Here is a 12,608-nt window from a genome sequence, read left to right as displayed (position 1 = left end):
CGGATACATCCCATGACGTACCCGCGCGCGCAACGCGCGGGGGCGATGGCGGACGTTCGATCGCGAAAGCCCACCACGCGGCCCGTCAGGTCCACCAGACCGCGGGGCCGACAGGGACGATGCCGGTGGGGTTGATGGTCTTGTGGCTCTCGTAATAGTGCCGCTTGATGTGGGTGAGGTTCACCGTGGCGGCCACGCCGGGCAGGGCGTACAGCGCCTTCACATAGCGCGACAGGTTCGGGTATTCGCGGATCGTGCGGATGTTGCACTTGAAGTGGCCGACATAGACCGGGTCGAAGCGGATCAGCGTGGTGAAGAGGCGGATGTCGGCCTCGGTCAGCGTCTCGCCCATGAGCCAGGCACGCCCTTCCAGCCGGGCTTCCAGCTCGTCGAGCAGGGCGAAGACCGCGCGCGCGGCTTCTTCATAGGCGTCCTGCGTGGTGGCGAAGCCGGCCTTGTAGACGCCGTTGTTCACGCTGTCGTAAACCCGCGCATTCAGCGCGTCGATCTCGTCGCGGAGCGCGGGGGGATAGAAGTCGCGGCGGTCGTCGGTGAAGGCGGCGAAGCCCTCGTTGAGCATGCGGATGATCTCCGCCGACTCGTTGTTCACGATGGTCGCGCGCTTCCGGTCCCACAGCACCGGCACGGTGACGCGGCCGGAATAGGCGGGGTCGGCCGCCAGATACACCTCGTAGAGTCGCTTCATGCCGAGCACGCTGTCGGCCGTGGCCCCCTCGGTGCGGCGCGCGGCGTGATCGGCGAAGACCCAGCCCTCCGACCCCATGAACGGATCGACCACCGAGACCGAGATCACGTCCTCCAGCTTCTTCAGCGCGCGCAGGATGAGCGTGCGATGCGCCCAGGGGCAGGCATAGGAGACGTAGAGATGGTAGCGGCCGGCCTCGGCGGGGAAGCCGCCCTCGCCCGAAGGCCCGGGCGCGCCGTCGGCGGTCACCCAGTTGCGGAAGCGGGTGACGGTGCGCACGAAGCGCCCGCCCGTGCTCTTGGTGTCGTACCATTGGTCGACCCATTTGCCCTCGACGAGCAGTCCCATGGCGGTTCTCCCTTTTGCGCCATGCTAGAGCATAAACCGGCAGGATCGAAGCCGGTGGCCGGCAGAGATGGGGTCAAGACACTGAGTTCGTGGCGAAAACCCCCGCCGGCCCGCAAGGCCGGGCGCTCACCGGTCGCGGGGTGAGGGGGCGGCAAGCGGATGCGAGGCGGGGGTGGATGCCGCGCGGAGGTCATTCCGCAACGCCGGGAGCGTGTCTGTCCGCAACACCGCCGACAAATCGGCCGCCGTGTCGGCGAAGGCGTCCTGGATCTGCTCGATCGTGGGCTGGACCGACACGAACACGTCCACCAGTGTGGGATCGAACATCGCGCCGCGATTGTTCACGATGTAGTCCAGCGCGGCGCGCCGGCTCCAGGCGTGCTTGTAGGGGCGCACCGAGCGCAGCGCGTCATAGACATCGCAGATGGCGACGATGCGTGCCTCAAGGGGGATCTGCGTGCCGCTCAACCCGCGGGGGTAGCCGGTCCCGTCCCAGCGCTCATGATGATGCAGCGCCACCTGCCGCGCCATGTGCATGACCTGGGAGGGGTAGTCGGGAAGGACCTCGGCGCCGATCTCGGTGTGGCGCTGCATGATTTGTCGCTCGGCATCGGTCAGCGATGCGGGCTTGAGCAGAATGCTGTCGGGGACACCGATCTTGCCGATGTCGTGGAGCGGGCTCGCGGCCTGGAGCAGGTCGGCCCACGCGCTGTCCTGCCCGGCGGCGATCGCGACGGTGCGGCACATGCGGCTGACGCGGATGAGGTGGTGACCGCCTTCATAGTCGTGATACCCGCCGATGCGGGTCAGACTGGCGTTGAGTTCATCCGTCAGCTCCCCGATCTCGGCCAGATAGGCATCGTAATAGACCGAGGACGCGAGGCCGAGGTCCAGAAAGGCGACATGATGGATCGCGGCGACATGGAGAGCCTGCGCGCGCGTATCGCCTTCGAAATGCCGGTACACCAGTTCCGCGATGCCGCTGACCAGATGGCTGTAGGCGGCCGAGAACATCACCGGTGCGAGGCCGAGCCGGAAATGTACCCGCCCCATGGCGCGGGTGGACTCGAGATAGTCGGCGCCGAACTGCCCAACCAGCACATGGTCCAGCCAGCGCTGACGCAGCGACTCCCGGACCTGCTGGATCGGAAGTCGCGGAGCCGGGAGTTGTCCGGTCACGAAACCCGCCGACCGGGCCTGCGAGGGCACATCCTGCGCGCGCAATTGCGACAGCGCGGCGTCGATGATGCTCTGCCCGCCAGCTTTGACGAGCGGAGCGATCGAGCCCAGCGCGGCCAGGGTCGCGGGGTCGATTTCCAGAAGCGATGCCCACCGCGTGAACGCTCTCGTCATATCCAGCGGTCCAGGTGATCATGAAAAAAAAGACAAAGCCACTCCTGCTGGCCCTGTCCCTTGACATAGATCAAGGAGCGCCATCGCGATGAAGTAATTGCTTCTAGATGGCTCGTTTGGTTAAGGGTTATACTCTAAAATTACATAGTTTGTGAGTGATATCGGCCTTGCGAATGTTTCTGACCGCTGACGTAAGGGCGCGTGACGACGAAATTCGCGTATAGATTGCAATCCGGCCGAGCTGTTTTATTCAGCGGCCGGTTGAGGCGGCAGGGCCAGTTGCTTGCAGTAGATGCATGTCGCGGTAAGCCCGCCATGGGGTTTCAGCGCGAAACCGGGGATCTCCCCCGCGCGGACGAAGCCGTGCCTTTCATACAGCCCGGCCGCGCCGCCATCCTTCGCGGTGTCGAGCACGATGAGATCGCGCCCGTGCAGGGCGGCGCGGCGCTCCGCCTCGACCAGAAGCGCGCTGGCAATGCCCCGGCCGCGCCAGGCGGGCCGTGTCATCATCTTCGCGATCTCGGCGCGGTGCGGCTGGTTCTCCGGCAGCGCGAGCTGAAGCGTGACGGTGGCGACGAGGTCCGCATCGGCGAAAGCGCCAAGGATGATGCGCTCGCCGCGCGCGGCGGCCTCCAGCGCGGCGCGACAGAAGGCGGTGGCTTTCTCATCCGCCAGCGGATGCATGAAGCCCACCGATCCGCCGGACGCCACGGTTTCCACCAGCAGCGCGGCAAGGGCCTTGAGGGTGTGCGGATCGGCAGCGAGCGGGCGGATGTCGAACCGTAAGGGTCGGGGCATGGCGTGAACTCGGGGCGGGCCGGGGTGGGAAGCGTCAGACGCGGGTGAGGGCGACGATGTAGCGGCAGGGGCTGTCGCTCTCGTTGGCGAAGATGGTATCGGCGGGCGGCCCGAAGCCCAGACTGTCGCCGGCGCCCAGCCGGTGGCATGCCCCGCCCTCGGTAAGGGTGAGCTGGCCCGCACGCACCTGCACCACCTGTCGGATATGGGCGTAGGAAGACGCCGGCAGCGGCACGCGCCGCCCCGGCGGCAGCACGACCTCGACAAGCTCGACCGGATGATCGGGCCGGGCGAAGATCTGGCGGCGGAGATAGCCGGTCTCGGGGTCTGTCCACACCGGCTGGTCGGCGGCGCGGGCGAGGCGGTCGCTCCCCTCGGCGCGCACCAGAAGCCCGGCGAGGGTGAGGCCGAACGCGCTGGAAAGGCGCACCAGCACCGCCGCCGTCGGGCTCGCCTCGCCCCGCTCGATCTTGCTGATCATCGCCTTGGACACGCCGGACCGCGACGCCAGCTCGGCCAGCGACCAATTGCGGGCGTCGCGTTCCAGCCGCAGGCGGTGCGCGAGCTGGCGATTGAGGTTGTCCACGATCTGATCCATTCGTCATCGATAGTGGATGTTTCGATGGGCGGCAAGGCGCGGATGGCCCGGGTGAGGGCCCACAGCGGGATGTGCCGCCGGCGTTCCGCCCCTCGACCTGCTCCCGCGCCTGTGCTATCCGGCGCGCTTCTTGAGGATGGAACATGCTCTGGACCTTGCCTGCACAGCGACGACCACGCGCGCACAGCCGCCGCGCCGCTGCGCGCGTGCGCCTTTTCTCCTCGCCTTGCCGGCGGCCGTGACGCGCTCACGCCCGGCACGGCGACGTGCCGAGCCCTGAGCGTTCCGAGAGCCCCGATGACCGAGCTTTCCATCACCACCCTTCCCGAGAAGCCTTCCGACGATGCCGCCATCGAGCGGCTGGTGACCCGCACCTTCGGACCCGGCCGCTTCGCGCGCACTGCGTTCCGGCTGCGCGAGGGCAACCCGCATCGGCGCGACCTGTCCTTCACCGCCTATATCGGGACCATGCTGGTGGGCTCGGTGCGGCTGACGCCGATCACCATCGGCGAGATGAAGGCGCTTCTTCTCGGCCCGCTCACCGTGGAGCCGCCTTTCCGCTCGCACGGCATTGGCCGGCGGCTGGTGGATTGCGCGCTGGAGGCCGCGCGGGCGGAAACCGGCCCGGACGCGGCACGGCTGGTGATGCTGGTCGGCGACGAGCCCTATTACGGGCGCATGGGATTTCAGCGGGTGCCGCCGGGCAAGGTGAGCCTGCCCGGACCTGTCGATCCCCACCGCGTGCTGGTGTGCCCGCTCGACGACACCCCGCTCGACCAGGTGGTGGGCGCGGTGCGCAAGGACCTGACGCCGGCCTGAGAGGCTCGCCCCGCGCGGCGCGGCTTGAACGTACCGGCCTCGCCGTCCTATAGCCTCCCCGAGACCCTTGGGGAGGTGCGCGTGCAGAGTGACGAACTGAAGCTGATCCTGTGCCGGCTGGCGCCGGGCATGGCGCTGACCGTGCCCGACGAGTGGATCAACCGTCATATTCCCGGCACCAACGCCTCCCGCGCCGCGCTGATGGCCGACATCGCCCGGCAGTATCTGTGCGTGTGCAAACAGAATTACAGCTCAGTCACCTTCGAGAAGCAGGAAGTGCCGTACACGGGGTGAGGGGCGAGCGGGCGAAGCTTCAGGGTGCCGCTACAACGCGCGCCTCGAACAATCCATTGGACTCGTCGATGCTCTCCACCTTCATGACGATGCGACTGGGAAAGGCCTTCGCGGTTTCCCGAGGCTCCTTCGATGTATCCTTCGCGCGCAGGATAACGACCTTGACCCGGCCGCCGGCCGTGGCTTGCGCATGCTTGATGTCAGCTATCCTATGTCGGTTGCCGAGCCGATTCTGCCACTTGTCGATGTTCTTCTTATTCTGCGAATATTTGGTGGGGTGGAGAGGGTCATCGAACTCGTCCTCCCAGAGTGCAAGGACGACGTCGCCGTCCTTGGAGATTCCCGACCAGCTCCAGCGAATGTTCTTCAGCGTCACGCCAAAGCTCTCAAACGCCTTGACCTTTCCAGTCATACCGCCAGCTCCGCATTCCATCCCAACCGTTAACGTTGCCGCCCTACCTTCCCTCGCGCGCCCAGGCGGCGGCGATGCCGGCCATGAGGATCATCAGGCCTGAAAGGCCGGCGAAGAGCGGGAACAGGCCGAGGCCGCGCACCACCGAGACTTCGCGCATCGACACGCCCAGCCAGTCCTCGCCAGCGAAGCGGTCGCTGGAGCGCACCGCCACGATGCGTGGCACGCCGCCCGGCAGGTCCGCCATGCGCCATACCCCGCCGCCCGTCGCCTCCACAGCGGGGCGCAGGGTCTGGGTGGTGGAGGTGACCTCGGCGAATTCGCGCGGGTTGAGCGGGCCGACATTGACCAGCGCGGTCAGCGTGCCATCGCTCGCCCGCCACAGGCCCAGCGTGTCGGCCGGGAAGGTGGCGCGGAACAGGCCGGGCTCGGCGGCGGTGAGGTTCAGCGTGCGGGTCTGCCCGGTGGGCGTGGTGATGGTGACCGGTGGCGCGGCATCGCCCATGGTCTGGCGCTCGACCACGATGTCGGGCCCGTGCGCGACCATGCGCAGGCGCTCCTCCTCAAGGTCCGGCTCCTTCATCAGCCAGTGCGAGAGCCGGCGCAGCAGGTCGATATAGGGGCCGCCGCCCTCGAAGCCGCGCGCCCACAGCCAGAAATGATCGGACAGCAGCAGCGCCACGCGGCCCTCGCCGATGCGGTCCAGCAGCACGATGGGCTTGCCGTCGGGCCCGTCCATCACGCTGGTGCCGCGCACGCCCCGGCTGTCGATGACGCGGAAGAACCGCGCCCAGCTCGGCGGGTCGTTCTGCGAGCCGGCAAGGGCGCGGGTGACGGGGTGGCGCTCGCCGGCCGACGTCAGCTTGGCGCGGAACGGGCGCTCGGTCATCTGCCCGGTGGGGCCGGCGGGAAGGATGGATTCAAGCGGGGTGTTGAACACCGAGCCTTCCGACGTGTAGTCGGTGCCGGCGGCCACCAGAAGCGCGCCGCCTTCCTCCACATAGCGCACGATGTTGTCGAAATAGATCATCGGCAGCACGCCGGTCTGGGCGTAGCGGTCGAAGATGATCAGGTCGAAATCCTTGATCTTCTGCTGGAAAAGCTCGCGCGTGGGGAAGGCGATGAGCGACAGCTCGTTGATCGGGGTGCCGTCCTGCTTCTCCGGCGGACGCAGGATGGTGAAGTGGACGAGGTCCACATTGGCGTCGGACTTCAGAAGGTTGCGCCAGGTGCGCTCGCCCACATGCGGCTCGCCCGAGACCAGCAGCACGCGCAGCTTGTCGCGCACACCATCGACGGAGACGGCCGCGCGGTTGTTCACCGGGGTAAGCTCGCCGTCCAGCGTGGCGGCCTCGATCTCGATGATGTTGGCGCCCGCATGGGTGATCTCGACATCGATTTCGGCGGGCTGGCCGGCGGTGACCAGCGGGCGGGCCACGACCTCGCCGTCGCGGCGCACGGTGACGGCGACGCGCGCCCCGGCCGGGGCGCCCTCGTCCTGGACCTCGTAGCCGATGGTCTGGGGCTGGCCGACAATGCCGAAACGCGGTGTCGAGGTGAGCGCCACGCGGCGGTCGCGCTCGCCCTCATGGCCGGAAATGATGGCATGCACCGGCGCATGGAAGCCGAGCTGCTCCATGGTCTGGGGAATGTCGTGCACCCGCCCGTCGGTGAGGAAGATGGCGCCCGCCACACGCTCGGGCGGCACGTCGGCAAGGCCCGCGGACAGCGCGGTGAACAGGCGCGTGCCGTCCACCTCGCCGGCGCCGCCCCCGGCGTCGATGAAGCGGATTTCGGCGCCCTGGTCCTTGAGCTTGGCGAGCCGTGTCTCCAGCTCGGCGCGCGCCGCTTCCGTCATCTGCGCGCGGTCGCCGAACTGCTGGCTGGCGCTCTTGTCGACCACCACCGCGACCACGGTGGGCAGCGGCTCGCGCTCCTCGCGGGTGAGGGAAGGGTTGGCCAGCGCCAGCACGGCGAGGGCGAGGGCGAGCGAGCGCAGCCACGCGCCGCGGGTGCGCGCGAAGATGAGCAGCAGCGCGACCGCGCCGGCGAGGCCCGCGGCGGCGGCGAGGAAGGGCAGGGAGATGAGCGGGTCGAAGGCAAGACCGAGATTCATCGCACGGCTCCCTCAGCGGCGCCGCGCGCATCGGCGGCGGGGTGGGCGCGCGGGACGAACAGGGCGCGGGGCGCTGACATCGGGGGCTGTTCCCTCACTGGCCCAGCCTTTCCAGCAGCGCCGGCACATGGACCTGGTCCGCCTTGTAGTTGCCGGTGAGGACATACATCACGAGGTTGGTGCCGGCGCGGAAGGCGAATTCGCGCTGGCGCGCGCCGGTGCCGGACATCGGCAGCAGCGGCTGCCCGTCCGGCGTCACCGCCCAGGCGCCGGCGAGGTCGTTGGAGCTGATGACCACCGGCGAGACGCCGTCGCCGGCGCGGGCGGGCCGGTCCATGCCCTCCTCGGTGGCGGGCAGCGCCTCGACCCAGGTGGTGCCGCCGGTGAAGCGGCCGGGAAAATCACGCAGCAGGTAGAACGCCTTGGTCAGCACATGATCGCGCGGCACCGGCTCAAGCTCGGGAATGTCGAGCCCGGCGAGAATGGTGCGCAGCGTGTCGTTGGCCGGGGTGCCGGCGCCGTTGGAGCCGGGCAGCACGGTCTCGGCGTCGCGGGTGTCGAACACGATGGTGCCGCCCTGCTTCATGAAGGCGTCGATGCGCGCCAGCGTTTCCGGGGAGGGCCGGGCGGTGCCGGGCACGATCGGCCAGTACAGCAGGGGAAAGAAGGAAAGCTCGTCGCGGGTGATGTCGACACCCATCGGCTCGCCCGCCTCCAGCGCGGTGCGCTGCGCCATGAAACGGGTGAGCCCGCCAAGCCCGACGCGGCTGATCTCGTCGGTGTCGGCATCGCCGGTGATGACATAGGCGAGCCGGGTGGCATTGGTCGCCTTGATCGCGAAGTCGATCTCGGCCGGCGTCATCGGCTTGTCGGCGGAAGGCGGGCTGGGGGCCGCCGCGGCCTCGGCCTGCGGGGCGGGGGCGGGCGTGGTCTGGGCGAGCGCGCGGTCGGCGGGCGCGCCGGCCAGCATGACGGCCAGCGCCAGCAGGGCCGGGGTCGCCGCGCGGCGCGCGGTCAGGCGGCTGAGGCCGCCCGCAAGCAGGAATACGATCATGGCGTCCACAATGAGCAGCCCGAGCAGCGCGAGCAGCAGCGGTGCGCGCAGGTCGCGCGGGGTGGCGTCGCGATAGGGCTCGATCGTGCCCAGCCGGGAGAGGTCGAGCGCCACCAGCCGGTCGGCCGGCAGCAGTGCGTTCACCGCCACCATGCCTTCGGGCGGTCCATAGAAGCCCGGCGGATGATCGCCGCTGGCCCGGCCATTGAAGCCGACCGGTATCGCCCGCGCGGTCGGGATGGAGGGCTGGAAGGCACCGAACCCGTCGAGCAGGCGGCTGGGGGCCAGCGTCTCGCCGGTCGCCGCACTGGCGCCGCCGGCATCGGCCTGCGCCTCCGTGGCGCTGGAGCCGCCCAGCGCCACGACGCGCCGGAGCATGTCGACGAAGGCGCCGGACATCGGCAGGTTCGACCATGAGGTGTCGGCGGTGACGTGGAACAGCACCAGCGTTCCCGCGCCGCGCCGCTCGCCCGTCACCAGCGGGGTGCCGTCCGACAATGTGGCCCAGGTGCGGGCGGCGAGCAGGCCGTCCGGCTCGGCCAGAACCTGCCGTTCCACGGTCACGTCGTCGGGCACCGGCACATCGCGGAACGGGCCGTCCGCCGAGAAGCCGCCGAGCGACTGCGGCTGTTCCCAGGAGAGCGAGCCGCCCAGCACGCGCCCGCCGCGCCGGAGCGTCACCGGGACCAGCGTGTCCGAGCCGTTGGCGAGGCGCGGGCCGGCAAAGCGGATCAGCACGCCGCCGCCCTCGATCCAGCGCTCAAGCCGCTGCGAGGTCTCCGGCTGCAGTGTCCCGATGTCGGACAGCACGATCACCGGCAGGCGCTGATCGATGAAACGGTCGATCGCCTCGCTGGTGCTCTCGCCGTCGGCGGTGCGGATATCGGCATAGGGGCCGAGGGCGCGGGTCAGGTAATAGGAAGGGGCGAGCAGCGGCTGGCGCTGGTCCACGCTGGCGCCGGACACAAGGCCCACCGTGCGCCGCCGCCAGCGCTTGTCGAGCAGCTGCACCGCACCCGCCGAGGCCTCGTCGACGATTTCGAGCCGCGCCACCTCGTTGCGGATTTCCACCGGCAGGTCGAAGCGCGCCTCGGTTTCGCGGGCGCCGGGTTCGAAACTGAACCCGCCCTCGCCGAGCGGCAGGCCCTTCATGTCGAGCGCGCGCACCGTGCCGCTGCGGGCAAGCGTGTCGCGATCGGCACGCACCACCTTCACGCTCAGCGCGTCCACGGCGTTGTCGACGCCGGTCAGCGCCAGCGGCTCCTGCACGCCGCCGGCCAGCGTGGTGAGCGGATGGTCGCCGATGGCGGCGGCGATGTCGGCCGGCACACCCTCGCCGTCCTCCAGCGCAACGCCGTCGGAAAGATAGATGACGGAGGCATCGGGCGCGCCCGCCAGCGCCTTGGTCAGGCTCGCGATCGCCGGCGCGCGGTCCGGCATGTTCGGCACCGGGGCAAGCGTGCGCAGACGCTCGCGCGCCTCGGTGGGGGAGAGCACCTGCGGGTCGAGCGGGGGATCGCCGGTGGGGATCAGCATGATGCCGCGCCCTTCGAGATCGGCATCGGCGATCACGCCCTGCGCGCTGGCGCGGCGCGATTCCCAGGACGGGGCGGCCGGCCAGCCGGAATCGATGAGCAGAACCAGGGGACCCGAGGAGGACGGCCCCGCGACGGGCGGGTTCCACACCGGCCCGGCGGCGGCGAAAATGACCAGCGCCGCCAGCAGCAGGCGCAGCGCGGTGAGCCACCAGGGCGTGCGCGCCGGGGTTTCTTCCTTGGGCGGAATGTCGAGCAGCAGGCGCGTCGGCGCGAAGGCGACGCGGCGCGGACGCGGCGGCACCAGCCGCAGCAGGAACCACAGCAGCGGCAGCGCGGCCAGCGCGCTCAGCAGCAGCGGGGTGGTGAAGGCGAGGGGGAGGCCGAAAAGCCCGTTCATGCGGCGGCCCCCGCGTCGTCGGCGTGGCCGGAGGGCAGCGCGGCGTCGCCATTGCTCATACGCGCATGCAGCGCCAGCAGCAATTCGCTGGCCGGCCGGTCGGTGCGATGGACCAGGAAACTCCAGGTGCGCCGCTCGGCTTCATGGCGCAGGGTGGCGCGGTGGGCGGCGACGCGCTCGACATATTCCGCGCGCACGGTCTCGGCGCGGCCGATGGTGAGCAGGGTGCCGCTCTCGGGCTCGCGGAATTCCACGCGGCCGGAGAACGGGAAGGTTTCCTCCGCCGGATCGCAGACCTGCACCACATGGCCGTGCGCCCCCGACGCGGCGAGGCCGGCAAGGCTGGCCACCACTTCCGCCGTCGGGCTCCAGAAATCGCCCAGCAGCACCAGCTCGGCGAGCGGGGAGGGCGCGAAGGCGGGCGGCAGGCTGTCCGGCAGGGCGTTCGAGTGCACCAGCGATTCCGCCATCTTCTCCACGATTCGGCGCGAGGCCGAGGGACGCATGACGCCGGGAATGCCGACGCGCTCGCCGCCCTTCACCAGCAGTTCCGCCAGCGCGAAGGCGACGACGAGGGCGCGGTCGCGCTTGGTTTCCCACACCAGCGGCGAGGCGAACACCATGGAGGCCGAGAGGTCCGGCCAGATCCACACCGTGTGGGCGGCCTCCCATTCGCGCTCGCGCACATACAGATGATCGTCGCGGGCGGAGCGGCGCCAGTCCACGCGCGAGGAGGGCTCGCCATCCATGAAGCGGCGGTACTGCCAGAAATTCTCGCCGGTGCCGGCGCGGCGGCGCCCATGCAGGCCGTGATACACGCTCGCCGCGATCTTGCGCGCTTCCAGCACAAGACGGGGCATGGCGGCGATGAGACCCGCGGCGTCCTGTGCCGCGCTTCGCACGGCGGTATCGGCGTCAAACTCCACCCGACAAGGTCTCCGTCACTACCAGAGCGGGGGGCCCTTTCGAGCCGTTCCCGCCTTACGATGCCGTCTGCCGACCGGCCTCAGCCGATCTTGCGCGCCAGCTTGGCGATCACGCCCGGCACGGTCTCGCCATCGGCGCGGGCGGCGAAGGTGAGGGCCATGCGGTGCTCGAGAATGGGTTCGGCCAGCGCGATCACGTCGTCGACCGAAGGCGCGTAGCGCCCGTCCAGCAGGGCGCGGGCACGCACCGCCAGCATCAGCGACTGCGAGGCGCGCGGGCCGGGGCCCCAGGCTATGAACCTGGCAAATTCGCCCGCATCCGGCCCCGGACGGGCCGAGCGGACCAAGGTGAGGATGGCCTCGACGACTGATTCGCCCACGGGAAGACGGCGGACCAGACGCTGGGCGGCGAGGAGTTCCTCGCCCGACATCACGGCGCGGGGCTTGGTTTCCTCGGCGCTGGTGGTGTCGAACAGGATCTTCCGCTCCGCATCGCGGTCGGGATAGTCGACGTCGATTTCCATCAGAAAGCGGTCGAGCTGGGCTTCGGGCAGCGGGTAGGTGCCTTCCTGCTCCAGCGGGTTCTGGGTCGCGAGCACATGGAAGGGCTTGGGCAGGTCGTGGCGCACGCCGGCGACCGTGACATGGCCTTCTTGCATCGACTGCAGCAGCGCCGACTGGGTGCGCGGCGAGGCGCGGTTGATCTCGTCCGCCATCAGCAGCTGGGCGAAGACCGGGCCGGGAATGAAGCGGAAGGAGCGGCGCCCCCCGGCGCTTTCCTCCAGCACCTCGGCGCCCAGAATGTCGGAGGGCATGAGGTCGGGAGTGAACTGCACGCGCCGGGCATCAAGCCCGAGCACGGTGCCGAGCGTTTCCACCAGCTTGGTCTTGGCAAGCCCCGGCACGCCGACCAGCAGGCCATGGCCGCCGGAGAGGATGGTGATCAGCGTGCGCTCGACCACGGCCTCCTGGCCGAAGATGACCGCGCCGATACCCGCCTTGGCGGCGCGCACATTGGCCGCCGTGCTCTCCGCCGAGCGGATGATCATGTCGTCCAGAGACTGGAAACTATCGGTGGTGGCAGACGTCATGACGCGCTCCTTCAACCCGGCTTTCGACCCCGATTGCGACAGCTTGACGGCCATGGTGCACTGCAAAAAGTTCTATTGCAATGCACGATAGGAATACCCCCCGGCGCGCAACGCGTGACGTCGCGATGTGCGTGGGATGGTATGCCGAACCGGCCGAC

Annotated in this window: 11 protein-coding genes; 2 read left to right on the top strand and 9 right to left on the bottom strand. The window is 69.5% G+C overall.

Annotation, left to right across the window (positions count from 1 at the left end; translation table 11 throughout):
* Positions 1 to 85 precede the first annotated feature (85 nt).
* The 4 genes from G3A50_RS03060 to G3A50_RS03045 all read right to left on the bottom strand — a co-directional run bounded on the left by G3A50_RS03060 (position 86) and on the right by G3A50_RS03045 (position 3,803).
* A complete protein-coding gene (locus G3A50_RS03060; protein ID WP_163073886.1) occupies positions 86 to 1,054 on the bottom strand; it encodes a glutathione S-transferase family protein in 969 nt (322 codons plus the stop codon).
* Positions 1,055 to 1,180: 126 nt separating this feature from the next.
* Positions 1,181 to 2,407 carry an HD domain-containing phosphohydrolase gene (locus tag G3A50_RS03055; protein WP_163073885.1) on the bottom strand — a complete coding sequence of 409 codons (1,227 nt, stop codon included), beginning with the start codon at positions 2,405 to 2,407 and terminating at the stop codon, positions 1,181 to 1,183.
* Between the two features lie 246 nt (positions 2,408 to 2,653).
* Positions 2,654 to 3,205: a GNAT family N-acetyltransferase gene (locus tag G3A50_RS03050; protein WP_163073884.1), complete on the bottom strand. Its 552-nt coding sequence runs from the start codon at positions 3,203 to 3,205 to the stop codon at positions 2,654 to 2,656.
* A gap of 34 nt (positions 3,206 to 3,239) precedes the next feature.
* The gene (locus G3A50_RS03045) at positions 3,240 to 3,803 is read right to left on the bottom strand and encodes a helix-turn-helix domain-containing protein (protein ID WP_163073883.1); all 564 of its coding nucleotides are present in this window, start codon (positions 3,801 to 3,803) and stop codon (positions 3,240 to 3,242) included.
* A 297-nt stretch (positions 3,804 to 4,100) separates the two neighbouring features.
* Here G3A50_RS03045 and G3A50_RS03040 point away from each other — a divergent pair, with 297 nt between their 5' ends.
* Entirely contained in the window at positions 4,101 to 4,622 is a 522-nt protein-coding gene (locus tag G3A50_RS03040) for a GNAT family N-acetyltransferase (RefSeq protein ID WP_163073882.1), read from the top strand.
* 81 nt (positions 4,623 to 4,703) lie between these two features.
* A complete protein-coding gene (locus G3A50_RS03035) occupies positions 4,704 to 4,916 on the top strand; it encodes a hypothetical protein (protein ID WP_163073881.1) in 213 nt (70 codons plus the stop codon).
* Between the two features lie 19 nt (positions 4,917 to 4,935).
* Here the strand turns inward: G3A50_RS03035 and G3A50_RS03030 are convergent, their stop codons facing one another.
* The 5 genes from G3A50_RS03030 to G3A50_RS03010 form a co-directional block, all read right to left on the bottom strand.
* Positions 4,936 to 5,292 (bottom strand): hypothetical protein, encoded by a 357-nt coding sequence (locus G3A50_RS03030; protein ID WP_163073880.1) that lies wholly within the window; start codon positions 5,290 to 5,292, stop codon positions 4,936 to 4,938.
* 79 nt (positions 5,293 to 5,371) lie between these two features.
* A complete protein-coding gene (locus tag G3A50_RS03025) occupies positions 5,372 to 7,444 on the bottom strand; it encodes a hypothetical protein (protein WP_163073879.1) in 2,073 nt (690 codons plus the stop codon).
* Positions 7,445 to 7,538: 94 nt separating this feature from the next.
* Positions 7,539 to 10,433: a DUF4159 domain-containing protein gene (locus G3A50_RS03020; protein WP_163073878.1), complete on the bottom strand. Its 2,895-nt coding sequence runs from the start codon at positions 10,431 to 10,433 to the stop codon at positions 7,539 to 7,541.
* On the bottom strand, positions 10,430 to 11,359 hold the full coding sequence (locus G3A50_RS03015; RefSeq protein WP_163073877.1) for a DUF58 domain-containing protein: 930 nt from the start codon (positions 11,357 to 11,359) through the stop codon (positions 10,430 to 10,432). The genes G3A50_RS03020 and G3A50_RS03015 overlap by 4 nt, the downstream gene beginning before the upstream one ends.
* 80 nt (positions 11,360 to 11,439) lie before the next feature.
* Positions 11,440 to 12,450, bottom strand: a complete 1,011-nt coding sequence (locus G3A50_RS03010; RefSeq protein WP_163073876.1) for an AAA family ATPase — start codon at positions 12,448 to 12,450, stop codon at positions 11,440 to 11,442.
* Between the last annotated feature and the right edge of the window lie 158 nt (positions 12,451 to 12,608).

This window comes from Ancylobacter pratisalsi (assembly GCF_010669125.1).
In the GTDB taxonomy this organism is placed as follows: domain Bacteria; phylum Pseudomonadota; class Alphaproteobacteria; order Rhizobiales; family Xanthobacteraceae; genus Ancylobacter; species Ancylobacter pratisalsi.
The sequence above is the reverse complement of the archived record's forward strand: the minus strand, read 5'-3'. Positions and strand labels throughout refer to the sequence as shown.